This window comes from Pseudomonas sp. L-22-4S-12, from assembly GCF_009799935.1.
Taxonomy (GTDB): Bacteria; Pseudomonadota; Gammaproteobacteria; order Pseudomonadales; family Pseudomonadaceae; genus Aquipseudomonas.
Genome location: NZ_WELL01000001.1, coordinates 1,087,958 through 1,110,001 on the forward strand (window position 1 = coordinate 1,087,958; position 22,044 = coordinate 1,110,001).

Genomic DNA, 22,044 nt, shown 5'->3' on the forward strand with positions numbered 1-22,044 from the left:
TGCATGCCCCGGCAGCGCTGAAACTGGTTAGAATGTGCGCCTTTTCATGGGGCCGCCGGCCCCGTGCGGATCATCTGCCAAGCTGGGAGTGAACGCCTTGCGCGAAATCGTCCTGATCAACATCACCGGGGAAGATCGTCCCGGGCTGACTGCGGCCATCACCGGCGTGCTGGCGCAGGGCGGGGTGAATATCCTCGACATCGGCCAGGCGGTGATCCACGACACCCTGTCGTTCGGCATCCTGGTCGAGATTCCGGATACCGAACAGGCCTCCTCGGTGCTCAAGGATGTGCTGTTCACCGCCTACAAGCTGGATCAGCAGGTGCGTTTTACCCCGGTTTCCGAGTCCGACTACCAGCAGTGGGTCGGTGGCCAGGGCAAACCGCGCTATATCGTCACCCTGCTGACGCGCAAGGTCACCGCCGAACAGCTGCAGCGGGTTAGCTCGATCACCGCCAAGTACGGCCTGAACATCGACCATATCGATCGCCTGTCCGGGCGCATGCCGCTGGATACCCCGGCCAACCAGGGCAAGGGCTGCATCGAGTTCTCCGTACGCGGCGAGCCGGCCGATGTCGCCGCGCTGCGCGCCGAGTTCCTCAGCGTGGCTCAGGAACTGGACGTCGATATCGCTTTCCAGCGCGATTCGCTGTTCCGCCGCAACCGCCGCCTGGCAGTGTTCGACATGGATTCGACGCTGATCGAGGCCGAGGTGATCGACGAGCTGGCCAAGGCCGCCGGCGTCGGTGCGCAGGTTTCCGAGATCACCGAGCGGGCGATGCGCGGCGAGCTGGATTTTCGTGCCAGTTTCAAGGAGCGCATGGCCCTGCTGCAGGGCCTGCCGGAAAGCGTGCTGGCCGAAGTCGGCGCCACGCTGCGCCTGACCGAAGGCGCCGAAGTGCTGTTCGCCGAGCTCAAGCGCCTGGGCTACAAGACCGCCATCCTCTCCGGCGGTTTCACCTACTTCGCCAAGCAGTTGCAGGCCAAGCTGGGCATCGACTACGTGTTCGCCAACGAACTGCAGATCGTCGATGGCAAGGTCACCGGCCAGGTGGTCGAGCCGATCGTCGACGCCCAGCGCAAGGCCGACCTGCTGCGCGAGCTGGCGGCCAAGGAAGGCTTGCGCCTGGAGCAGACCATCGCCGTCGGCGACGGCGCCAACGACCTGCCGATGCTCGGCTTGGCCGGCCTCGGCGTGGCCTTCCGCGCCAAGCCGCTGGTCAAGCAGTCGGCCAAGCAGGCGATCTCCACCCTGGGCCTGGATGGCATCCTCTACCTGCTCGGTTTCCGCGACCGCGACGGCCACGAGTGACCTGGCCGGGAGCCTGGGCCCCCGGCATCCGGCTCAGGGTTTGATGGCGATTTTCAAGACGCCGTCGCGCTGGTTGGCGAACAACTCATAGGCGGCCTCGATGTCGTCCAGCGCGTACTGGTGGGTCACCAGCGGGCCGAGATCGACGCGCCCCGAGGCCACCACGTTGAGCAGGCGGCGCATGCGCTCCTTGCCGCCGGGGCAGAGCGAGGTGACGATCTTGTGGTCGCCGAGGCCGGCATGGAAGGCGCCCAGCGGAATGACCAGGTCGCTGGAGTACACGCCCAGGCTGGACAGGGTGCCGCCCGGCTTGAGCACGCGCAGGGCGCTCTCGAAAGTGGCTTGCAGGCCCAGGGCCTCGATGGCGGCATCCACGCCGCGGCCACCGGTGAGCTTGAGGATTTCCTCGACCACATCGACGTTGCGGAAGTTGAGGGTGACATCCGCGCCCATCTGCCGGGCGATCGCCAGGCGCGAGTCGACGCCGTCCACCGCGATGATGGTGCTGGCGCCGCGCAGCTTGGCGCCGGCAGTGGCGCACAGGCCGATCGGGCCCTGGGCGAAGACCACCACGATATCGCCGATCTTGATCTTGGCCGCTTCGGCGCCGGCGAAACCGGTGGACATGATGTCCGGGCACATCAGCACCTGCTCGTCGCTCAGCGCATCCGGTACCGGTGCCAGGTTGGCCTGGGCGTCTGGCACCAGCACGTATTCGGCCTGGGTGCCGTCGATGCTGTTGCCGAAGCGCCAGCCGCCCATGGGCTTGTAGCCGTGGCAGCTGCAGCCGCCGTCCTGGGAGGACAGCCCGTCCTGGCTGGCGTAGGAGGAGAAGTTCGGGCAGATGGCGCCGGCGATCACCCGCTGGCCCTCCTGGTAGCCGCGCACGTTGCGCCCGAGTTTCTCGATGATGCCCACCGGTTCGTGGCCGATGGTCAGGCCCTTGGCGACCGGGTATTCGCCCTTGAGGATGTGCACGTCGGTGCCGCAGATGGTGGTAGTGGTGATGCGCACCAGGGCATCGTCGGGGCCCACTTCCGGGATCGGCTTGTCCTGCAGCTCGATGCGTCCGGGGGCTACGAAAACGGCGGCTTTCATCATGGCCATGGCGGGAGTCCTGTGCGCGCGAGTGGAGCGTACAGTCTAGGCGGCCGTTGTGGCGGGGAGGTGACCGGGATCAATGGGCGTGGCCGGGCAATCGCCCGGCCGCGCCTGCCATGCCTTACTCGTCGCCGGCCGAGAAGTCGTAGTCCATCGACTGGCTGGGGCCCTGCAGGTAGTGGCCCTGGATGTAGTTGACCCCGGCCTGCCAGAGGGTCGCCAGCACGCTGGCGCTCTCGACGAAGGGCACGATGGTCAGCTTGGCCTGGGCGTGCAGGCTGGCCAGCAGGGTTTTCAGGGCCTCCTGGTTCTCGGCCTGGGACAGGTCCTGGGTGAACGAGCCGTCGACCTTGACGAAGTCGACGTTGAGGTACTTGAAGGTGTTGAACGGGTTCAGCGCGCAGCCGAACTGGCCCAGGGCCACCTTGCAGTGCAGCTCGGCGAGGCCCTGGGTCAGGGCCTTGGCCTGCTTCAGGTAGGCGATCGCATCGGGTTCGCTGATCTGGAAGACCAGGGTGTCCGATGGCAGGCGGGCGGCCTTGAGCGCCACGCTGAGCCAGGGCAGCAGGGTCTGGTCCTGCAGGCTGCTGGTCGACAGGTGCACGAACAGGCGGGTGCTGTGGCCCTTGCTGCGGTGCTCGGCGAGCAGCTTGATCGAGTTGAGGATCACCCAGCGGTCGATCTTCTCGGCCAGCCCGGCGTCCCTGGCGGCGGCGAGGAATTCGGCCGGGGGTACTTCCTGGCCTTGCGGACTGAGCAGGCGCAGCAGCACCTCGTAGTGTTCGTCGCTGTCGCCGCGCAGGCTGATGACCGGCTGGAACAGCAGGCGGAAACTGTTGTTTTCCAGGGCCTGCTGGACCATCGCCACCAGGCTGCCGCGGCTGGCCGCCGCGGCCAGTTCGTCGGCCGGATTGTACAGCTTGACTGCGTTGCCGTCGCCGAGTTCGTCGGCGCAGCGGTGGGCGCGGTCGACCACGTCCTGGGCGCGGGCGGTCTTCTCGTTGAGCCCGGCGACGCCGATCGACAGGGTGGTCTGCACCGTGCGGCCGTTGACGTCGAACAGATGCCCCTCGACCTTCTTCAGCAGGCTGCCGAGTTGCTCCTGGGTCTGCTCCGGCGCCAGGCCGGGCAGCAGCACGCTGAACACGTCATCGGCGAAGCGCGCCAGCTGGGCGTCGGCGGCGAAGTGGTGGCGCAGCAGGTTGCCCAGGTCGGTGAGCAGCAGGTCGATGCCCGCCAGGCCGACTTCGCCGACCATCGCGGTATAGCGGTCGATGCGGATGTAGGCCAGGCTCGACGGCACGCCGGCATTCACCGCACGCTCGGCGGCGGCGTCCATCAGGCCGAGGAAGTGGGTGCGGTTGAACAGGCCGGTGACCAGGTCCTGGCTGCTGATCTCGCGCAGCTTCTCTTCCAGCTCGGCGTTGCCGCTCTCGGCACGGATCACCACCTGGATGCAGGGCTCGCCGTCGTAAGTGGCGGGGGAGAAGCTCATGCGCGCCTGGAAGCCCTTGCCGTTGGCCTTGATCCCGGTGCAGGCCAGCTCGGCGCTGCCGTCGCTGCTGTAGTTCTTGAGGAAGTCCTTGAAGGCGCCCTGGTCCTGCGCGGCGATCAGGTCGATCATCGGCATGCCTTCCAGCTCGTCGGCATCCTCGTAGGCGAACAGCTGCAGGTAGGCGCGGTTGGCGTAGATGTGCATGCCGTCGTGCACGTAGGTGATGGCATCCACCGAGCTTTCCAGCAGCAGCTGGCAGCGCTTCTCCGCTTCGCGCAGGGCCACCTCGGCGACTCGCCGCGCGCGGCGTTCTTCCAGGTTGGCCAGCTCGCGGTTGGCCACCAGGATCAGGCGCTCGTCCTCGCCCTGCGGGATGGCGTCCTGGGCGCCGAGTTGCAGGGCCTCGGTGATGTCTTCGGAGTCGTTGCCGGCCACCAGCAGGATGATCGGGATGTCCTTGGCCTGGCGGCGAATCGCGGTAATCGCTTCGCTGGGCTCGAGGTGTTCGCTGGTGGGGGCGGTGATCAGCAGGTCCCAGCTCTGTTGCAGGGCTTCGGCCAGGTTGTCGCTCGAGGTGATGCGGTGCACGCGGGTGGCGCGCCCGGCATTGCGGAACAGACTGACGAGTCGCTCGGCCTCGTTCTGCGAGTCTTCAAGAATCAGCAGGCGGATGGTTTTTTTTTCGATGGCCATGGTATTTGCTAGGAATGCGCCGAAGAAGGGGCGAAAAAGGGCGACAAAATGTGGGGTCTTGGAATCTACAGCGACTTCCAGAGCGAGTCAAAATCTTCCTCCCCGCTCGGCGTGGCGCGTCCTTGAGCTGTGACCGGCGTCCCGGCAGCCGGGCTGTGCTGCTCCAGCAGGCGGTATTCGAACTGGCTGAAGCTGCCGGTGCTGGTTGGTCGCCGGCTGAGTATGGCGCGCAATTCCTGGCCGTGCAGGTTGATGCTGACCTTGTTGCCGACCTGGAACGGCAGGCGCGGTGCGAGCAGCGTCGCCGGGCGGGAAATGGCGGCGATCGCCGGTAGCAGCAGGGCGCGCAGGTACTGGCTGCTCTGCTCGCTCTTGCGCACCAGCTGCAGGCCGCAGGCCTGTGCCTGCGGTGCGATCAGCTCGATGCCCATCTGCGTGCCGCCGCCGCGCACCTGGCGGATCCAGCGCACCACGGCCACGCTCCAGCCTTGCCCCGGCAGATCCTGGATGCCGAGCAGTTCGCCGGCCTGCATCTGCCCCGGGACTTCCCTGGCCCAGCTCAGGCAGTAACCGCCGGGGCTGTGGTTGACGATGCTCAGCTCGAACAGCGGGTAGCTCTCGCTCTTGCCGTCTGGCTCCGTGCCGACCTTGGCGCTGGTGGCCTTGTACTGGATGTCTTCCATGCTCAGGCCGCGTTCCCAGTTGCTGGTCGGCTGGGCATCGAAGGCGGTGGTCCAGATATCCGCCTTGTGCTGCGCGTGGAGGTTGAACTGTGCGGTTTTCGGTTCTTCGGGGCGTCTGAGCAGCTCGTTGAAGCTCTGCTGCCCGCCGACGAAGAAGTGCACCGCACTCATGCCGATGCACAGGGTCAGGCTGCCCTTGCCCTGGCTGCGCTGGAAGGTGCGCTCGGAGATTTCGCCCCAGGCCGCGCTGAGGTGCTGCAGCAGGTCCGGGCTCATGCCTTCCGGCACGGGCAGGCGCTGCGCCTCGTGGCTGTCGGCGGGCAGCAACAGGTGTTCCTTGATGGCGTCGACCAGGCGGTGCGGGTCCAGGCCCAGCAGGTTGTGCAGCTCGTGGTCCTTGAGCAGGGACTTGTAGCGCGGCGGGCCATCCTGCTGGGGGGCGATGACGAACAGGCTGTGCGGCTGCTCGGCAGCCTGCAGGCTGACCAGCGGCGTCCAGTCTTCCAGTGCCTCGGCCAGGCGGGCGATGCTGTTCTGGCGCAACTGGTTGCAGCGGGCACAACCCAGCAGCAGGGCGGCCAGGTAGGTCTGTTCCTGGCTCAGGCTCTTGCCGTTGTGCGCCAGCGCATCGCGCACCTGCACGTGCTGCAGGGCGTACTGGCGGGCGATGCGCTGCAACTGGTGGAGTTCCAGCCACAGGCCTTCCGGCACCGGGCAGTACAGCTGGCTGGCGCGCACCAAGGGGCCGAGCAGGCTGTGGCTGGCGCGCTGCAGGGCGGCGGTGAGCAGCGGCGCGCGCTCCTTGCTGAAGTGCGCGAGCTCCTGGGTGATGACCAGCTTGTAGCCGATGGCCAGGTGATTCTGCAGCGCCTGGCAGAGGTTGGCGACCTTGCGCGGGCGTTCGTCGAGCACGATGGACTGGTTGAGGAAGTGCCGCTCCAGATGGCGACAGACGAAGTGCACCTCGGGGCGCAGCAGTTCGAGCAGGTGCAGACGGTTGTCCGCCGGGGTGATCAGCTGGTTGAGCTCGGTCAGGCTCTGGTACAGCTGGCGGGCCGTTTCGCCGATGTTGGCCTTGGGCAGGCCGGCGAGCCAGCGCTTGAGCTCGCGTGGCGTGGGCTCGAACAGCGACAGGCCCGGCTGGTCCGGTACGGGGACGCGCAAGTGCAGATGGGGGCTCTGTTTATCCATGCTCGATGTTGTCCGCGGGCTCATGCAGCGAGTGCTGCGCCAGGCCGTTCTGTCCAGGTTCCGCGCAACTCTAACAGCATCGCACCGGCCCTGCAGCCAGGCGCCGGTGGCCGGCGCGTTAGTTGTGACCGGCGTTACGCCTGGCCGTTCCCGGGCGGGGAGAGTCCGGCGGCGCTGGCCGATTCGGCCGGGCTGACGCGTACCCAGCCATCGCCGACGCGCAGCACCGCGCTGGTGGCCCAGGCCGCCATGTCCTGGCGCCGGCAGACGCCGGTATTGCCCATGCCGGCGCCGGCGACCACCTTGTAGATCACCTGGTCGCGCAGGCCGCGGCCCGGCTTGCCGGCATCGATCACCTGGCGCACCGCCCAGGTGTTGCCCGGCCGGGTGTTGCTGTAGCAGGCACCGAGGAGGATGTCGCCGCCCTGCAGGAGCTGGGCCTGGGCATGCTGCTGGGCCAGCTGGACGATTTCCAGCAGGTCGTCGAAGCGGATGTCCAGGTAGGAATCGACCTGGCGCAGGGCGTGGTAGAAGTCTTCGGCGCTGAGCCCGCCCGGGACGCTGGGCGGCAGCGGCTGGCGGGCCAGGGCGGCCGGGTAGCGGCGCCAGGGGAACAGGCAGTTGAACAGCACGGCGACCAGCAGGATCACGGCGACATTCAGCAGCACCGGGCTGATGACGAAGGCGAAGCCGAGGTCGTGGATGGCGCTGCCGCCGATCACCGCGCTGAGCGCGGTGGCGCCGCCGGGCGGGTGGATGCAGCGCGCGTACTGCATCACCAGGATGGCCAGGGCCACCGCCAGGGCCGGGGTGAAGGCGGCCTGCGGCCAGAGCTGCTGGCAGGCGACGCCGATCAGCGCCGACAGCCCGTGCCCGCCGATGACCGCCCAGGGCTGCGAGAGCGCGCCGTGCGGCACGGCGAACAGCAGCACGGCGCTGGCGCCCATCGAGGCGATGACCCAGAAGGCCGCGTCGCTGGGCAGCAGCCAGTGGGTCACGGCATAGATCAGGCCGATGCCGGCAAAGGCGCCGAGGCCGGCGAGGAACTTCTCCAGGTGGCTGGTGGCGTCATTGCCCCAGCCCAGCAGGCGCAGCAGGTAGTGCGTGGGGCTGCCCGGTGTCTGTTGCTGGGCCATGCCTCAGGCGTTGCGCGGCATGGCCAGGGCCTGGCCCATGCGTACCGGGCTGCCGGCGACCAGGCCCTCGGCCCACTGCACCTGCTGCGGGCCGAACAGCACGATGGCGGTCGAGCCCAGCTTGAAGCGGCCCAGTTCGCCGCCCTTGTCCAGCTCGATCGGCGCGCGCGCGGCCTCGTCGTAGCGGGTGGTTTTCAGCTCGCGCTTGGGCGGGGTGACCAGGCCGGCCCAGACCGTCTCGATGCTGGCGACTATCATCGCGCCGACCAGCACCACGGCCATCGGCCCGCGCTCGGTGTCGAACAGGCAGACCACCCGCTCGTTGCGGGCGAACAGCTCGGGGACGTTCTCCGCGGTGGTCTGGTTGACCGAGAACAGCCGGCCCGGCACGTAGACCATCTCGCGCAGCGTTCCTGCCAGCGGCATGTGCACGCGGTGGTAGTCCTTGGGCGACAGGTAGATGGTGGCGAAGTCGCCGCCCATGAACGGGCTGGCGCGCTCGACGTCGCCGCCCAGCAGCTCCAGCACGCTGAAGCTGTGGCCCTTGGCCTGGAAGCAGCGGCCCTGCTCGATCGGCCCGAGCTGGCTGACCGCGCCGTCGGCGGGGCTGAGGATGGCGCCGGGGCTGGCGTCCAGCTGGCGCGCGCCGTCTTTCAGGGCGCGGGTGAAGAAGGCGTTGAAGTGCTCGTAGGCCGTCAGGTCTTCGACCTGGGCCTCGCTCATGTTGACCTGGTACTGCTTGGCGAACCAGCCGATCAGGCGGTCCTTGAACCAGGCGGCGCGGCATTCGGCGGCGCAGCCGATCAGGCGCGACAGCAGGTGGTGCGGCAGCAGGTACTGGCTGAGGATGAACAGGCGCTGTTTCATGAAGATTCCTTGAATCGGTTAAGACTCGACCGGGGTGTCGGGATGGTTGCCCCACTCGGACCAGGAGCCGGCGTAGGCCTTGACCCGCGGGTAGCCGAGGGCCTTGGCCGCCAGGTAGGTGAAGCCCGAGCGGCGGTGGGTCTGGCAGTGGGTGATCAGTTCCTTGTCCGGGGTGATGCCCAGTCGGGCGAGTACCGCGGCCAGGTCGGTGCGGATGCGCAGGTCGCGCTGGGCGTCCATGCCGGCGGTCCACTCGAAGTTGACGGCCCCCGGAATATGCCCGCCCTTGGCGGCCAGGACTTTCTCGCCGCTGAATTCGGCGGGCGAGCGCGCGTCCCAGATCGCCAGGTCGCTGGCGCCCAGGCGGCTCTGCAGGTATTCGCGGCTGGCGGTGGGCGCGTCGTGCAGGGTCAGGCTGACCTGCGCGGTGCCGGCGGCCGGCTGGGCCTGGCTGAGTTCGCGGCCTTCGCCGAGCCAGGCCTGCAGGCCGCCGTTGAGGTAGTGGTAGTGGCGGTGGCCGATCACGTCGAGCAGCCAGATGAAGCGCCCGGCCCAGCCGCCGCCCTCGTCGTCGTAGACCACGTAGACCGCGTCCGGGCGATGGCCCAGTTCGCCGAACAGGGCTTCCAGCTGCGCCCGCTCCGGCAGCAGGCCGGGCGCCGGTGGCAGGCCCAGCTGGGTGCGCTTGCTGTCGACCCAGTGGGCGCCGGGAATATGCCCCTGGGCATAGCGCGCGGCACTGCTCAGGTCGACCAGGATCAACTCGGCGGCCTGCAGGCGCGCGGCCAGCTCGGCCGGTTCGATGACCAGCGGCAGGGTGGAGAAGGCGGACATGGGAAGCCTCCGGCAACGGGGAAAAGGCGCGATTGTAGCGGAAGACCAGGGTCTGTTCGCGGTTCGCGAACGAAACGGCAACAGACCCTAGGTGCCGCGGCGGGCAAAGCTGGCCAGGGCACGCTCGATGCACTGGGCGGTCTTGGCGAACACCTGCAGCTGGCTGTCGCTGATCGGGGCGCCCTGCTGGTCGGCCACCAGCAGCATCACCACCCGGCCGTTGCTGGCCAGCGAGCGCAGCAGCAGGTGCTCGCCGCTGAACAGGGCCTTCAGGCTGCCCGGCAGCAGGGCGGAGAACTGGGCGATATTGGCCGGGCTCAGGCGCAGTTGCCCGGGCTGGCTGAGCAGGCGCTGGAGTACCTGGCTGTGCGCCGGGTCGAGGCGCAGCTGGGCGGCTTCCGCCGGCAGGCCGGCGGCCTGCTGGGTCATCAGCCGGCTCTGCGTGCGGTCGGCCAGCAGCACCAGGATGCGCTGCATGCCGGCGGCCTGCAGGGCGCCGCGTGCGCAATCGGTCAGCTGCAGCACGTTGGCGAAGCCGGACGGGTTGGCCAGCAGGCGTGCGCAATGCTCCTTCCACAGTTCCAGCTCGCCCTTGACTGCCGCGGGCGGGGGCCGGTGCTGCAGGCGGCAGCCGTCCCAGGGCCAGAGCAGGGCCTCGGCGGGGTGCCAGAGGCCGGGCTGGGCATGCTGGTGGGCGCTGTGTACGGCCTGCTGGTGCACCAGCGGCTGCAGCTCGCCGAGGGCCACGTGCAGGTACAGCCCGGTCAGACGCTGCCAGCGCAGGTGGTGCTGGCAGCTCCAGTTGTGGTGGGCGGAGAGCGCCAGGCCGTTGGCCAGCAGGATGCTGTTGCCCGGCAGGGTCAGCCAGCGGCGCAGGTGCGGGTCGGCATCGAGCAACTGCTGCTGGTGCAGGGGGTGTTCGTTGTCGTGGGCGATATGCAGGGCCTTGACCAGCAGGCGGCGGTCCGCGACCAGCAGGCGGTAGCCCTGGACTATCCATTCCGGCAGGCGCCAGTGGCGGGCCAGGGCCAGACACAGCTGCAGCAGGGGCGCGCCGAGCAGTTCGCGCTCGACCCGGCTGGCCGGCTCGCCCTGGCCCAGCACCCGCCGCTCCCAGGCCTCGAACAGCTGCGGGTAGGCCATGACCAGTGGCCACAGCGGGGCGAGGAACAGCAGGCTGCCCCAGTGGATCTCCTGCCACAGGCGGGCCAGGCGGTTGGCGAACAGGCCGTTGGCCTGCTGCGAGGCGTGCTGGCTGATCAGCAGCAGCTGGCGCAGGGCCAGGGGGATCTGCGCCTCGTCGACCACCGGCATCTGGTTCAGCAGGGTCTCGGCGCGGCTCAGGCCGAGGCGGTTGAGTGCCATCTCCAGGCTCTCCGCCGGCTCGCTGAAGCTGTTGCTGCTGCGATTGGCTTCGCGCAGCAGCAGCAGGGCGATGGCCGGGCTGTGCTGCATCTGCTCGGCGATCTCGCGCAGCGAGCGGCGGCTGTCGACCAGGGTGCGGCGTACGCGTTCGTGCTGGTCGGCGGCAACCGGCAGGCGAATGGCGTCCAGCTGCTTGAGCCAGGCGTCGAGGGTGCGTGGAGCGGCTTTGGAAGTGGGCATGCAGATTGAGCCAAACTGGCTTTTCGCCTTTACTGCCTATAGTCTGGCGCAATACTTCCGATAAATAGAAGGGTTGTTTTGCATAACCCTTCCGACTGACTCTTCAAGCTCATCTCCCATGGCAAAAATCCTCGGCATCTTGGTCGTATTCGGCAGCGTGCTCGGCGGCTTCATCCTGTCCGGCGGCAAGTTCATGGCGCTGATCCACCCCTTCGAGGTGATGATCATCGGCGGCGCCGCCCTGGGCGCCTTCCTGCAGGCCAACCCGGGCAGCACCTTCATGACCGTCTTCAAGAAGTCGTTGAAGATGTTCAGCTCGCGCTTCACCCACACCTTCTACCTGGAGGTGCTGAAGCTGCTCTACGAAATTCTCAACAAGAGTCGCCGCGAAGGCATGATGGCCATCGAGGCGGATGTCGAAGACCCCAACGCCAGCCCGATCTTCAGCAAGTACCCCTCGGTGCTCAAGGATGCGGGGATGACCGCCTTCATCTGCGATTACCTGCGCATCATGTCGTCCGGCAACATGGCGCCGCACGAGCTGGAGAACCTCTTCGACATGGAGCTCAACGGCCTCAAGGAAGAGCTGGAACACCCGGCCCATGCGGTGGCCAAGGTGGCCGACGGCATGCCGGCCATGGGTATCGTCGCGGCGGTGCTGGGCATCGTGATCACCATGTCGATCCTCGCCTCCGCGGACAACGCGCAGATCGGCGAGAAGGTCGGTACCGCCCTGGTCGGGACCTTCCTCGGCATCCTCGCCTCCTACGGCTTCTTCGGCCCGCTCTCCGGTGCCCTGGAACACGATGCCAAGGAAGAACTGAACCTGTACGAGGCGATCAAGGCCACGCTGGTGGCTTCCGCTTCCGGCATGCCGCCGACGCTGGCTGTGGAGTTCGGGCGCAAGGTGCTGTTTCCCGCGCACCGGCCGAGCTTCAGCGAGCTCGAGCAGGCCATGCGCGGTAACTAAGGGCCATGGAAAACAACCAGCCAATCATCGTCAAGCGGGTCAAGAAGACCGCTGGCGGTCACCATGGCGGCGCCTGGAAAATCGCCTTCGCCGACTTCGCCACGGCGATGATGGCGTTCTTCCTGGTGATGTGGCTGATGAGTTCGGCCACCCCCGAGCAGAAGAAGGCCATCTCCGGTTACTTCCAGGACCCCATCGGCTTCACCGAGAGTGCCAGCCCCCATGTGATCGACCTCGGCGGCACGCCGACGCCGGCCCCGGACCGCACCCTCAATCCCGAGGTGAAAGACGCCCCGGATGCCCAGGAGGCGGCGATCGACGCGCAGACCGAGGCGCAGCAGGAAGTCAGCGCCAGCCAGGCCGAAGAGCTCGCCGAGCAGGTCGAGCGCGAGCGCCTGGAAATGCTCCTGCAGGAGCTGCAGACCAAGGTCGACGAGAATCCGCAGCTGCAGAAGTTCAAGGACCAGATCCTCTTCGAGATCACCCAGGATGGCCTGCGCATCCAGATCATGGATGCCGAGAACCGGCCGATGTTCGACCTCGGCAGCGCCCGCCTGCAGCCCTATTTCGAGGACATCCTGCTGATCCTCGCCGAGACCATCAAGGAAGTGCCGAACAAGATCAGCGTCAGCGGCCATACCGATGCCAAGCCGTTTGCCGCCGATGGCGAGTTCGGCAACTGGGAGCTGTCCGCCAACCGTGCCAATGCCGCGCGGCGGGCCTTGGTCGCCGGGGGCTACCCGGACGAGCGCGTGGCGCGGGTGGTCGGTTACGCCTCGTCGGCGCTGTTCGATCGTCAGGACCCGCTCAACCCGGTGAACCGGCGCATCGACATCACCGTGCTGACCAAGAAGGCGCAGCGCGCCATCGAGGGCGAGCAGGAGCAGCAGGGTGACGCGCGGCCTGCCGAGGGCGCCACGCCGGCCGACCCGGTGCCGGCGGCCGATGCCCCGGTGCAGCCGCCGGAGCTGCGCCAGAAGCTGAACATCTTCGAGGATGGCGCGCTGCAGTTCGACGAGCCCAGGGAGTAGGCGGCTCGCGTCGCGTGCGGGACTGCACGATGAAAAAGGCCGCGATGATCGCGGCCTTGTCGTTTCTACCGGGGCGGGGCTCAGTATTCCGCCTCGGGCAGGCTGGCAATGATGTGCCGGTAGCTGGCCATGCGCTGCGGCTGTATGCGGCCATCCTCGAGGGCCCTGAGCAGGGCGCAGCCGGGCTCGCGGTCGTGCTTGCAGTCGCGGAAGCGACAGGTGCCGAGCAGGTCGCGGAACTCGATGAAGCCGGCCTCGACGTCGTCGCGGCTGACATGGCCGAGGCCGAATTCGCGAATGCCGGGGGAGTCGATCAGCTCGCCGCCGCCGGGGAAGTGGAACAGCCGCGCGGTGGTGGTGGTGTGGGTGCCCTTGCCGGTGACTTCCGACAACGGGCCGACGCGGGTGTCGACGCCGGGCAGCAGGCTGTTGACCAGCGACGACTTGCCGACCCCGGACTGGCCGACGAACACGCTGACGTGGCCGTCCAGGCGCTTGCGCAGTTCATCCATTCCGCCGCCTTCGTGGGCCGATACTTCCAGCAGCGGGTAGCCGAGCTGGCGGTAGGTGGCGAGCAGGCCATTGAGGTGCGCGGCATTTTCCGCGTCGACCAGGTCGGCCTTGTTCAGCAGCAGCTGCGGCTGGATGCCGGCGTGCTCGGCGGCGATCAGGTAGCGGTCGATCAGGTTGGCGTGGGCATGCGGCAGCGGGGCGAAGACGATGACGATCAGGTCGACGTTGGCCGCCACCGGCTTGAGCTGGCCGCGCATGTCCGGGCGACAGAGTTCCGACGAGCGCGGCAGCTGCGCGACGATCACCCCGATGCCCTGGTTGCCGGCCCGCCAGACCACGCGGTCGCCGGTGACCAGCGCCGGCAGGTTGGCGCGCAGGTGGCAGCGGCAGACCTGGCCGGCCTGTTCGCCCTCCAGGGCTTCGACCTCGACCTGTACGCCGAAGTGGGCGATGACCAGGCCGGTCTGCTCGGGGCCGAGATCGCCGCCCTCGAGCTCTTCGAGCATGCGCGATTCGCGCTTGGCGGCGCGCGCCGCACGCTCTTCCTGAACCTTGTCGATGCGCCAGCTCTGGCGACGGGTGAGTTGGCGTTTGGCCATGACCTTTCCGGGGTTAGTGAAACGGCCGCGAGTTTAGCACGGGGGCCGCGGGCTGGCTGTGGCGCCGCCGGAGCTGGTACAACTGGCGTTCTTCCTCGGTTGCCGGATGTCCCATGTTCGATCTACTGCCCGGCCGTTACCCGGCCCTGCGTGCCTTGCTGGCCCAGCTGCTGGCCGTGCTGGGGGTGGCGCTGCTGCTGGTGTTGCTGCAGCAGCTGGCCGGCTGGCGCATGCCGCTGTGGCCGGCGGCGCTGCTGCAGGGCGCTCTGGCCGCGGCGCTCGGCCACTGCCTGGGTTTGCGCCGCTGGTGGCTGGCGTTGAACTTCGCCTTCGTCCCGGCCCTGCTGGCGCTGCAGGCGCGCGAGCTGCCGGCCTGGTGGTTTCTCGGGGCTTTCCTGCTGCTGTTGCTGAGCAACTGGAACAGCTTGCGCGAGCAGGTGCCGCTGTACCTGAGCGGGGCGCCGACGCGGCAGCGCCTGAGCCGGCTGCTGGCCGGGCAGGCGGCGGATTTCCGTTTCGTCGACCTCGGCTGCGGGCTCGGCGGCACCCTGGTGCAGCTGGCGCGCGATTACCCGCAGGCGCGTCTGCACGGGGTGGAAACCGCGCCGCTGGTGTTTCTCTGCGCCTGGCTGCGCTGCCTGCCCTACCGCAACTGCCGGGTGCGCTACCGCAGCCTGTGGCGCGAGGCGCTGGGCGACTACGACGTGGTCTACTGTTTCCTCTCGCCGGCGCCGATGGCGCGTCTGTGGCAGCAGGCGCGGGCGCAAATGCGCCCCGGCGCCCTGCTCATCAGCAACAGCTTCGAGGTGCCGCAGGTGCCGGCCCATGAGGTGGTCGAGGTGGCGGACTGGCGCGCTTCGCGTTTGCTGATCTGGCGGCTGTGACGGGCTAAACTGCCGGCTTGCAGAGAGGAGTAACCGTCATGCCGCAGAACCCCAACAACCTGATCTGGATCGACCTGGAAATGACCGGGCTGGAGCCGGAGCGCGACGTCATCATCGAGATGGCCACCATCGTCACCGACAGCGACCTGAACATCCTTGCCGAGGGCCCGGTAATCGCCGTGCACCAGAGCGATGAGCTGCTGGCCGGGATGGACGAGTGGAACACCCGCACCCACGGCGAGAGCGGTCTGACCCAGCGCGTGCGCGAAAGCAAGATCGGCCCGGTCGAGGCGCAGGCGCAGACCATCGCCTTCCTCGAGCAGTGGGTGCCGAAAGGCAAGTCGCCGATCTGCGGCAACAGCATTGCCCAGGACCGGCGCTTCCTCTACAAGTACATGCCGGAGCTGGAGGCCTACTTCCACTACCGCTACCTGGACGTGACGACCCTGAAGATCCTCGCCGGCCTGTGGGCGCCGGCGGTCAGGGACTCCTTCCAGAAGCAGGGCACCCACCAGGCGCTGGACGATATCCGCGAGTCGATCGCCGAACTGCGCCATTACCGCGAGCACTTCCTCAAGGTCTGACGCATCGCCAGGCCCGCCGCGTGCGGGCCTTTTCACGCAGGTCGAGCGTTCGGCCGCCGCTATGCCAGGCCATGGCGCTGCAAGGCCCACAGCACATGCTCGCGCACTAGCTCCGACGGATCGTCGCGGCGCGCCGCGAGCGCCTCCAGCACCGCAATGCTCGAGGGCGCATTGCCCAGGCCGACGGCCAGGTTGCGCAGCCAGCGCTCGTAGCCGGCGCGGCGCAGCGGCGAGCCCTCGGTGCGGCTGAGGAATTCCTCCTCGCTCCAGCGGAACAGCGCGCTCAGGGCGGCATTGTCCAGTCCGTGGCGCGGCTGGAAGTCGTTCTGCGCGGTCGGCTTGGCGAAGCGGTTCCACGGGCAGACCAGCTGGCAGTCGTCGCAGCCGAACACCCGGTTGCCGATCAGCGGGCGCAGTTCGACGGGGATGCTGCCCTTGTACTCGATGGTCAGGTAGGAAATGCAGCGCCGCGCATCCAGCACGTAGGGGGCGACGAAGGCGGCGGTCGGGCAGATATCCAGGCAGGCCGTGCAGCGCCCGCAGTGCTCCGTGGCATGCGGCGCATCCACCGGCAGCGCCAGGTCGACGAACAGCTCGCCGAGAAAGAACCAGCTGCCGGCCTTGCGGTTGAGGATCAGGGTGTTCTTGCCGATCCAGCCGAGTCCGGCCTGCTCGGCGATGGCCTTCTCCAGCACCGGGGCGCTGTCGACGAAGGCGCGGTGGCCGAACGGGCCGATGGCCTGCTGGATGCGCTCGGCCAGCTGCTGCAGGCGCTTGCGGATCAGCTTGTGGTAGTCGCGGCCCAGCGCGTAGCGCGACACGTAGGCGGTTTCCGGCTGGGCCAGGCAGGCGCTCATGCGGGTATCGCCGGGCAGGTAGTCCATGCGCAGCGACACCACGCGCAGGGTGCCAGGCACCAGTTGCTCCGGGTGCGAGCGCTTGCTGCCGTGGGCGGCCATGTAGTCCATCTCGCCCTGGTAGCCGGCGTCGAGCCAGCGTTGCAGGTGCCCCTCGTGCTCGCCCAGTTGCACGTCGGCGATGCCGACCTGCTGGAAGCCCAGCTCGCGGCCCCAGTCCTTGATGGACTGGGCGAGGTGCATGAGGTCGAGAGCGGTGGCGGACATGGCAGGCGGGAAACCGGAGGCGAGGAGGGTATAATTCTGCCAGACCTCGCCGGAATCACCGAACCATGTCGTTTGCCGAAACCCTATTACCCCTGCCGTTGTACAGCGCCGCCCAGGTCCGCGAGCTGGATGCGCGGCTGATCGCCGGCGGAACGCCCGGCTTCGAACTGATGCAGCGCGCCGCCCATGCGGCCTGGCGCGCGCTGCGCCGGCGCTGGCCGCAGGCTGCCGCCGTAACGGTGCTGAGCGGGGCCGGCAACAACGCCGGCGACGGCTATCTGCTCGCCGCCCTGGCGCAGCAGGCCGACTGGGCGGTGCGCGTGCTGGCGGTCGGCGCACCGCAGCAGCTGGCCGGCGCCGCGGCGCAGGCCTGCGCCGCGGCGCGCGCGGCCGGGGTGGCGATAGAAGCCTGGCGGGCCGACGCCGAGCTGCAGGGGGTGCTGGTCGATGCCCTGCTCGGTACCGGCTTTCGCGGTGCCTTGCGCGAGCCGTATGCGGCGGCCATCGCCCAGATCAATGCCAGCGGCCTACCCGTGCTGGCGGTGGATGTCCCCTCCGGGCTGAATGCCGACAGCGGACTGGTCGAGGAGCTGGCGGTGCGCGCCGACCTCACCGTCAGCTTCATCGGCCTCAAGCTCGGCCTGTTCACCGGCGATGCCGCCGACTGGGTCGGCCAGTTGGTGTTCGATGACCTGCGCGCCGACCCGCAGCTGGTCGCCGCGCAGCCCTGCCAGGCCCTGCGCCTGGCGGGTGCGGCCCTGCCACGGCTGGCGCCGCGCTCGCGCACTGCGCACAAGGGCAGTTTCGGCCATGTGCTGGTGGTCGGCGGCGATCGCGGTTTCGGCGGCGCCGCCCTGCTCTCGGCCGAGAGCGCCCTGCGCGCCGGCGCCGGCCTGGTGTCGCTGGCGACCCGTGGCGAGCACGTGCCGGCTTCCCTGGCGCGGCGCCCGGAAATCATGTGCGTGGCCACCGACTCGACCTACCAGTTGCCGGGGCTGTGCGAGCAGGCCGACGTGCTGGTGGCCGGCCCCGGTCTCGGTCAGCAGGCCTGGGGTCGCAGCCTGCTCAGTGCGCTGGCGGCCAGCCCGCGGCCGCAGGTGTGGGATGCCGATGCGCTGAACCTGCTGGCCAGCGCTGCCGTGACGCTGCCCGTCGATAGCGTGCTCACCCCGCATCCCGGCGAGGCGGCGCGCCTGCTCGGCTGCAGTACGGCCGCGGTGCAGGCCGATCGGCCGGCGGCGGCCCGGGCCCTGGCCGCGAAGTACTCCGCGGTGGTGGTGCTCAAGGGCGCCGGCAGCCTGGTCGCCGCCCCCGACGGTCGTCTGCTGCTGTGCGATCGCGGGCATCCGGCCATGGCCGGTGCCGGCTTTGGCGATGTGCTGGCCGGGCTGGTCGGCGCGCTGCGGGCCCAGGGCCTGGCCGCCTTCGAGGCCGCCGCGCTGGCGGTCTGGCTGCACGCCAGTGCCGGGCAGCAGCTCGGCGCCGGCGGTCGCGGGCTGGCGGCCGGCGACCTGCTGCCGACCATTCGTCAGTTGCTTGAGGAGCATTGCCCATGCCTGCAGTAACCCTGTACGCCGCTGGCGAGGAGGCCATGCTGGCCCTCGGCGCGCGCCTGGCGGCGCTGACCGCGGGGCACGGCATCATCTGTCTGCATGGCGATCTGGGGGCCGGCAAGACCACCCTGTCGCGCGGCATCGTGCGCGGCTTCGGCCATCAGGGGGCGGTGAAGAGTCCGACCTTCACCCTGGTCGAGCCCTATGAGCTGGGCGATACGCGGATCTTCCACTTCGACCTGTATCGCCTGGCCGACCCGGAAGAGCTGGAGTTTCTCGGCATTCGCGACTATTTCGCCGCGGACGCCCTGTGCCTGATCGAGTGGCCGCAGCGCGGTGCCGGCGTTTTGCCAAAGGCTGACCTGGACATTACCATTACCCCGCATGAAGCTGGCCGTGCGTTGCTGTTGCAACCGCACAGTGCCCGCGCCGAGGCGTGGTGTGCTGCCTTATCTGCCGCCTTATAAGAGTCTGTATATAAAAATGGGGAAGGCTATGCGCATTCGTGCGCTGTTCAGCGGGGTAGGGATGGTGTTGGCGGCGCTGGCAGCCGACGTGCTGGCCGCGACGGAAGTGCGCAGCGTGCGCCTGTGGCGCGCGCCGGATAACACCCGCCTGGTCTTCGACCTGTCCGGCCCGGTGCAGCACAGCGTGTTCACCCTGGCGGCACCGAACCGCATCGTCATCGATATCAACGGCGCGCAGATGGTCGGCCGTTTGGATCAGCTGTCGCTCGGCAACACGCCGATCACCGCGGTGCGCTCGGCCCAGCGTTCGCCGACCGACCTGCGCCTGGTGCTCGACCTGTCGGCGACGGTTGCGCCGAAAAGCTTCAGCCTGGCGCCCAATCAGCAGTACGGCCATCGCCTGGTCGTCGACCTGTTCGATCAGGAATCGGCGCCTGCCGGCTCGGCCGCGGTCGCACCCGCCGCGCCGCCCAGCGGCAACAACGTCAGCACGCCAGCCCCGCAAAATCCCGCAGGCGGCGCCAACCCGCCGCCAGCGCGGGTGCCGGTTGCCGAGGTGCCCAGCACGGCGCCGGCCAAGCTGCCGCCGATGCCCAGCGGCAAGCGCGAGATCGTGGTGGCCATCGACGCCGGCCATGGCGGCGAAGACCCGGGGGCGCTCGGACCGAACAAGAGCGTGTTCGAGAAGAACGTGACCCTGGCCATCGCCAAGGAGCTGCAGCGGCAGATCAATGCCGAGAAGGGTTTCCGCGGCGAGCTGGTGCGCACCGGCGACTACTTCATTCCGCTGCGCAAGCGCACCGAGATTGCGCGCAAGAAGGGTGCCGACCTGTTCGTCTCCATCCATGCCGATGCCGCACCGCGGGCCTCGGCTTTCGGCGCCTCGGTGTTCGCCCTGTCGGATCGCGGCGCCACCTCGGAAACCGCGCGCTGGCTGGCCGACAGCGAAAACCAGTCGGACCTGATCGGTGGCGCCGGCAACGTCAGCCTCGACGACAAGGACCGCATGCTCGCCGGGGTGCTGCTCGACCTGTCGATGACCGCCTCGCTGTCCTCCAGCCTCAACGTCGGGCAGAAGGTGCTCAGCCACATGGGCAGCATCACCCCGCTGCACAAGCGCCGGGTCGAGCAGGCCGGCTTCATGGTGCTGAAGTCGCCGGATATTCCGTCGATCCTGGTCGAAACCGGCTTCATCTCCAACCCCAACGAGGCGCGCAAGCTGTCCAGTCGCGGTCATCAGCAGGCCCTGGCGCGCTCGATCACCACCGGGGTGCGGCAGTTCTTCCAGCAGAACCCACCGCCCGGCACCTACATCGCCTGGCTGCGTGACACCGGCAAGATCGCCCCGGGGCCGCGCGAACACGTGGTGACGTCCGGCGAAAGCCTGGCGCTGATCGCCCAGCGCTACCAGGTCGGCCTGGCCGCACTGCGCAACGCCAACTCGCTGCGTTCGGACGTGATCAAGGTCGGCCAGACCCTGCGCATCCCGGCGACCGCGCTGGCGGCCCAGCCGTGAGCGGCGGGGCGCGCATCCAGCTGCTCAGCCCGCGGCTGGCCAACCAGATTGCCGCCGGCGAGGTGGTCGAACGCCCGGCGTCGGTGATCAAGGAGCTGCTGGAGAACAGCCTGGACGCCGGCGCCAAGCGCATCGACGTCGAGGTGGAGCAGGGCGGCATCAAGCTGCTGCGGGTACGCGACGACGGCGGCGGCATTCCCGCCGATGACCTGCCGCTGGCCCTGGCCCGCCATGCCACCAGCAAGATCCGCGAACTGGAAGACCTGGAAAGCGTGATCAGCCTGGGCTTCCGCGGCGAGGCGCTGGCTTCGATCAGCTCGGTGGCGCGCCTGACCATGACCTCGCGCACTGCCGACGCCGAGCAGGCCTGGCAGGTGGAAACTGAGGGGCGCGACATGGAGGCGCGGGTGCAGCCGGCGGCGCACCCGGTCGGGACCTCGGTGGAAGTGCGCGACCTGTTCTTCAATACCCCGGCGCGGCGCAAGTTCCTGCGCGCCGAGAAAACCGAATTCGATCACCTGCAGGAGGTAATCAAGCGCCTGGCCCTGGCCCGTTTCGACGTGGCCTTCCACCTGCGCCACAACGCCAAGACGGTGTTCGCCCTGCATGAGGCGGCGGACGCGATCAGTCGTGCCCGGCGCGTGGCCAGCGTGTGCGGCCCGGCGTTCCTCGAGCAGGCGCTGCCGATCGAGATCGAGCGCAGCGGCCTGCGCCTGTGGGGCTGGGTCGGCTTGCCGACCTTCTCGCGCAGCCAGGCCGACCTGCAGTATTTCTACGTCAACGGGCGCATGGTGCGCGACAAGCTGGTCGCCCACGCGGTGCGCCAGGCCTACCGCGACGTGCTGTTCAATGGTCGCCATCCGACCTTCGTGCTGTTCCTCGAGATCGACCCGACGGTGGTCGACGTCAACGTGCACCCGACCAAGCATGAAGTGCGCTTTCGCGACAGCCGCATGGTGCATGACTTCCTCTACGGCACCCTGCACCGCGCCTTGGGCGAGGTGCGCCCGGAAGACCAGCTGGCGGCGCCCGCGGCGGTGAGCCAGATGGTGCGTCCGAGCGGTCAGGCGGCCGGTGAGTTCGGCCCGCAGGGCGAGATGGGCCTGGCGGCCAATATGCTGGAGCAGCCGGCGGCGCCGGCGTCGCTGTGGCGTTCGCCCGGTGCCGGCTACCAGGCGTCGCGTCCCGAGGCGGCGCTGCCGGCCGCCGAGGCGCAGGGTGCCTATCGCGAGTATTTCGCGCCGTTGCCCGAAGCGCTGCCGGCCGGCCTGCCGCAGCCCCAGGGCGACATTCCGCCGCTGGGCTATGCCCTGGCCCAGCTCAAGGGCGTGTACATCCTCGCCGAGAATGCCCAGGGCATGGTCCTGGTGGACATGCACGCGGCCCACGAGCGGATCACCTACGAGCGGCTGAAAACCGCCATGGCCAGCGAGGGGCTGCGTGGCCAGCCGTTGCTGGTGCCGGAGTCCATCGCCCTGAGCCAGCGCGAGGCCGATTGCGCCGAGGAGCATGCCGCCTGGTTCCAGCGCCTGGGCTTCGAGCTGCAGCGCCTGGGCGAGGAAAGCCTGGCGATCCGCCAGATCCCTGCCCTGCTCAAGCAGGCCGAGGCCACCCAGCTGGTGCGCGATGTGCTCGCCGACCTGCTCGAATACGGCACCAGCGACCGCATTCAGGCCCATCTCAACGAGCTGCTGGCGACCATGGCCTGCCACGGTGCGGTGCGGGCCAACCGGCGCCTGACCCTGCCCGAGATGAACGGCCTGCTGCGCGACATGGAGCACACCGAGCGCAGCGGCCAGTGCAACCATGGGCGTCCGACCTGGACCCAGCTGGGCATGGACGATCTCGACAAGCTCTTTCTTCGCGGTCGCTGAGGCGTTGCCGCC

18 protein-coding genes are annotated in these 22,044 nt (G+C 68.7%); 9 read left to right on the top strand and 9 right to left on the bottom strand.

Translation table 11 applies throughout. From position 1 onward, the window contains the following. Positions 1-97 precede the first annotated feature (97 nt). Complete coding sequence (gene serB / locus F3I16_RS04920) at positions 98-1,312, top strand: phosphoserine phosphatase SerB (RefSeq protein ID WP_160492596.1); 1,215 nt, start codon at positions 98-100, stop codon at positions 1,310-1,312. Positions 1,313-1,345: 33 nt separating this feature from the next. On the opposite strand, the gene F3I16_RS04925 is transcribed toward serB, so the two are convergent. The 7 genes from F3I16_RS04925 to F3I16_RS04955 all read right to left on the bottom strand — a co-directional run bounded on the left by F3I16_RS04925 (position 1,346) and on the right by F3I16_RS04955 (position 10,917). Continuing rightward, positions 1,346-2,419, bottom strand: coding sequence for an NAD(P)-dependent alcohol dehydrogenase (locus tag F3I16_RS04925; RefSeq protein WP_160492597.1), 1,074 nt, complete (start codon positions 2,417-2,419; stop codon positions 1,346-1,348). A 115-nt stretch (positions 2,420-2,534) separates the two neighbouring features. Continuing rightward, positions 2,535-4,601, bottom strand: coding sequence for an EAL domain-containing protein (locus tag F3I16_RS04930; protein WP_160492598.1), 2,067 nt, complete (start codon positions 4,599-4,601; stop codon positions 2,535-2,537). A 65-nt stretch (positions 4,602-4,666) separates the two neighbouring features. Next, a complete protein-coding gene (locus tag F3I16_RS04935; RefSeq protein ID WP_160492599.1) occupies positions 4,667-6,475 on the bottom strand; it encodes a molecular chaperone in 1,809 nt (602 codons plus the stop codon). Positions 6,476-6,609: 134 nt separating this feature from the next. After that, the gene (locus F3I16_RS04940) at positions 6,610-7,611 is read right to left on the bottom strand and encodes an HPP family protein (protein WP_256670068.1); all 1,002 of its coding nucleotides are present in this window, start codon (positions 7,609-7,611) and stop codon (positions 6,610-6,612) included. 3 nt (positions 7,612-7,614) lie between these two features. Continuing rightward, positions 7,615-8,484, bottom strand: coding sequence for an archaetidylserine decarboxylase (asd, locus tag F3I16_RS04945; protein ID WP_160492916.1), 870 nt, complete (start codon positions 8,482-8,484; stop codon positions 7,615-7,617). 12 nt (positions 8,485-8,496) lie between these two features. Continuing rightward, positions 8,497-9,312 carry a rhodanese-like domain-containing protein gene (locus F3I16_RS04950; protein WP_160492600.1) on the bottom strand — a complete coding sequence of 272 codons (816 nt, stop codon included), beginning with the start codon at positions 9,310-9,312 and terminating at the stop codon, positions 8,497-8,499. 87 nt (positions 9,313-9,399) lie between these two features. Beyond that, entirely contained in the window at positions 9,400-10,917 is a 1,518-nt protein-coding gene (locus F3I16_RS04955) for an HDOD domain-containing protein (protein WP_160492601.1), read from the bottom strand. A gap of 118 nt (positions 10,918-11,035) precedes the next feature. On the opposite strand from F3I16_RS04955, the gene motA reads away from it, so the two are divergent. Both motA and motB read left to right on the top strand, forming a co-directional pair. Then, positions 11,036-11,887, top strand: coding sequence for a flagellar motor stator protein MotA (gene motA / locus F3I16_RS04960; protein ID WP_160489344.1), 852 nt, complete (start codon positions 11,036-11,038; stop codon positions 11,885-11,887). Between the two features lie 5 nt (positions 11,888-11,892). Further along, positions 11,893-12,918 (top strand): flagellar motor protein MotB, encoded by a 1,026-nt coding sequence (gene motB, locus F3I16_RS04965; protein WP_160492602.1) that lies wholly within the window; start codon positions 11,893-11,895, stop codon positions 12,916-12,918. An 80-nt stretch (positions 12,919-12,998) separates the two neighbouring features. Here motB and rsgA read toward each other — a convergent pair whose 3' ends face one another. Then, positions 12,999-14,030: a small ribosomal subunit biogenesis GTPase RsgA gene (gene rsgA, locus F3I16_RS04970; RefSeq protein WP_160492603.1), complete on the bottom strand. Its 1,032-nt coding sequence runs from the start codon at positions 14,028-14,030 to the stop codon at positions 12,999-13,001. Between the two features lie 113 nt (positions 14,031-14,143). Here rsgA and F3I16_RS04975 point away from each other — a divergent pair, with 113 nt between their 5' ends. Both F3I16_RS04975 and orn read left to right on the top strand, forming a co-directional pair. Then, a complete protein-coding gene (locus F3I16_RS04975; protein ID WP_160492604.1) occupies positions 14,144-14,914 on the top strand; it encodes a class I SAM-dependent methyltransferase in 771 nt (256 codons plus the stop codon). A gap of 38 nt (positions 14,915-14,952) precedes the next feature. Then, on the top strand, positions 14,953-15,498 hold the full coding sequence (gene orn / locus F3I16_RS04980) for an oligoribonuclease (protein ID WP_160492605.1): 546 nt from the start codon (positions 14,953-14,955) through the stop codon (positions 15,496-15,498). A 59-nt stretch (positions 15,499-15,557) separates the two neighbouring features. Here orn and queG read toward each other — a convergent pair whose 3' ends face one another. Beyond that, positions 15,558-16,622, bottom strand: coding sequence for a tRNA epoxyqueuosine(34) reductase QueG (gene queG, locus F3I16_RS04985; RefSeq protein ID WP_160492606.1), 1,065 nt, complete (start codon positions 16,620-16,622; stop codon positions 15,558-15,560). 65 nt (positions 16,623-16,687) lie between these two features. On the opposite strand from queG, the gene F3I16_RS04990 reads away from it, so the two are divergent. Genes F3I16_RS04990 through mutL form a run of 4 tightly spaced genes read left to right on the top strand, consistent with a single transcriptional unit; the run spans position 16,688 to position 22,032 of the window. After that, complete coding sequence (locus F3I16_RS04990) at positions 16,688-18,187, top strand: NAD(P)H-hydrate dehydratase (protein ID WP_160492607.1); 1,500 nt, start codon at positions 16,688-16,690, stop codon at positions 18,185-18,187. Further along, the gene (gene tsaE / locus F3I16_RS04995; protein WP_160492608.1) at positions 18,175-18,642 is read left to right on the top strand and encodes a tRNA (adenosine(37)-N6)-threonylcarbamoyltransferase complex ATPase subunit type 1 TsaE; all 468 of its coding nucleotides are present in this window, start codon (positions 18,175-18,177) and stop codon (positions 18,640-18,642) included. The genes F3I16_RS04990 and tsaE overlap by 13 nt, the downstream gene beginning before the upstream one ends. Before the next feature lie 16 nt (positions 18,643-18,658). Further along, positions 18,659-20,158, top strand: coding sequence for an N-acetylmuramoyl-L-alanine amidase (locus tag F3I16_RS05000; RefSeq protein ID WP_218573104.1), 1,500 nt, complete (start codon positions 18,659-18,661; stop codon positions 20,156-20,158). After that, positions 20,155-22,032 (top strand): DNA mismatch repair endonuclease MutL, encoded by a 1,878-nt coding sequence (mutL, locus tag F3I16_RS05005; RefSeq protein WP_160492610.1) that lies wholly within the window; start codon positions 20,155-20,157, stop codon positions 22,030-22,032. The genes F3I16_RS05000 and mutL overlap by 4 nt, the downstream gene beginning before the upstream one ends. Positions 22,033-22,044: the final 12 nt, after the last annotated feature.

Coding starts and splice junctions, on each gene's coding strand:
- F3I16_RS04930 (WP_160492598.1), bottom strand. CDS start 4,601: ATGGCCATCGAAAAAAAAACCATCCGCCTGCTGATTCTTGAAGACTCG.
- F3I16_RS05000 (WP_218573104.1), top strand. CDS start 18,659: ATGGGGAAGGCTATGCGCATTCGTGCGCTGTTCAGCGGGGTAGGGATG.
- motA (WP_160489344.1), top strand. CDS start 11,036: ATGGCAAAAATCCTCGGCATCTTGGTCGTATTCGGCAGCGTGCTCGGC.
- F3I16_RS04955 (WP_160492601.1), bottom strand. CDS start 10,917: ATGCCCACTTCCAAAGCCGCTCCACGCACCCTCGACGCCTGGCTCAAG.
- F3I16_RS04925 (WP_160492597.1), bottom strand. CDS start 2,419: ATGGCCATGATGAAAGCCGCCGTTTTCGTAGCCCCCGGACGCATCGAG.
- F3I16_RS04940 (WP_256670068.1), bottom strand. CDS start 7,611: ATGGCCCAGCAACAGACACCGGGCAGCCCCACGCACTACCTGCTGCGC.
- motB (WP_160492602.1), top strand. CDS start 11,893: ATGGAAAACAACCAGCCAATCATCGTCAAGCGGGTCAAGAAGACCGCT.
- rsgA (WP_160492603.1), bottom strand. CDS start 14,030: ATGGCCAAACGCCAACTCACCCGTCGCCAGAGCTGGCGCATCGACAAG.
- queG (WP_160492606.1), bottom strand. CDS start 16,622: ATGTCCGCCACCGCTCTCGACCTCATGCACCTCGCCCAGTCCATCAAG.
- F3I16_RS04950 (WP_160492600.1), bottom strand. CDS start 9,312: ATGTCCGCCTTCTCCACCCTGCCGCTGGTCATCGAACCGGCCGAGCTG.
- tsaE (WP_160492608.1), top strand. CDS start 18,175: ATGCCTGCAGTAACCCTGTACGCCGCTGGCGAGGAGGCCATGCTGGCC.
- F3I16_RS04990 (WP_160492607.1), top strand. CDS start 16,688: ATGTCGTTTGCCGAAACCCTATTACCCCTGCCGTTGTACAGCGCCGCC.
- F3I16_RS04935 (WP_160492599.1), bottom strand. CDS start 6,475: ATGGATAAACAGAGCCCCCATCTGCACTTGCGCGTCCCCGTACCGGAC.
- F3I16_RS04975 (WP_160492604.1), top strand. CDS start 14,144: ATGTTCGATCTACTGCCCGGCCGTTACCCGGCCCTGCGTGCCTTGCTG.
- orn (WP_160492605.1), top strand. CDS start 14,953: ATGCCGCAGAACCCCAACAACCTGATCTGGATCGACCTGGAAATGACC.